Below are 895 nucleotides of genomic sequence, written 5' to 3' on the forward strand. Positions count from 1 at the left end.
GGCCTATGTTTCACTGCCAGGAGGATGCGCTATCGGAACAAGACCCGTTGATTTTATCCTCGAGGGGCTCAAAACTTTAGGCGCACGTATTACTATCGAAAATGGATATGTCCATGCTAAGGTCCCAAAAGGATTAAAAGGTGCGCACTATCGTTTTCCTAAAGTCACTGTCGGCGGAACACATGTTATGATCATGGCTGCTGTAACCGCAAATGGAAAAACCGTCCTCGAAAATGCTGCTTGTGAACCTGAAGTGACAAACCTTGTTCAAGCCCTTAATGCAATGGGCGCAAAAATAACCGGTGAAGGAACAACAATTCTTACCATCGAAGGCGTTCAAAAACTTAACGGAGCAAGAATATCTGTCATCCCTGACCGAATTGAAGCCGGAACTTATGCAATGGCTGTTGCTATGACTGGGGGGGATGTGATGCTCAAAAATGCTAACCCTCACCATCTTACACAAGTGCTTGAGATCCTCCAAAAAACTGGACTTGATATCGAAATCAAACCTCAAGGAATTCATCTTAAAAGAAATTTACGCCAAACAAAAATAATGCCCGTTGATATTAAAACAGGTCCTTATCCGGCTTTTCCAACGGATCTCCAAGCCCAATTCATGGCTCTGATGACCCGCGCTCAGGGAATCTCTCATATTACCGAAACAATTTTCGAAAATCGCTTTATGCATGTGCAGGAACTCAATCGTTTGGGTGCGCAAATAAAGCTCGATGGTCAGACGGCAACCGTCTTTGGAACAGAGCACCTACAAGGTGCGCCGGTAATGGCAACCGATTTGCGTGCTTCTGTCTCTCTTGTGATTGCTGCACTCGCTGCAAAGGGAAAAACGACCGTTAATCGCGTGTATCATCTTGATCGTGGGTTTGAAAGGTTG

Annotated in this window: 1 protein-coding gene; it reads left to right on the forward strand. The window is 45.3% G+C overall.

The features are described 5' to 3' along the window. Positions 1-895: UDP-N-acetylglucosamine 1-carboxyvinyltransferase (gene murA, locus ACFINZ_RS10185; RefSeq protein ID WP_375701449.1), on the forward strand; the 895-nt coding region annotated here is incomplete at both ends.

The sequence above is a fragment of the Bartonella sp. AA81SXKL genome (assembly GCF_042196945.1).
GTDB lineage: Bacteria > Pseudomonadota > Alphaproteobacteria > Rhizobiales > Rhizobiaceae > Bartonella.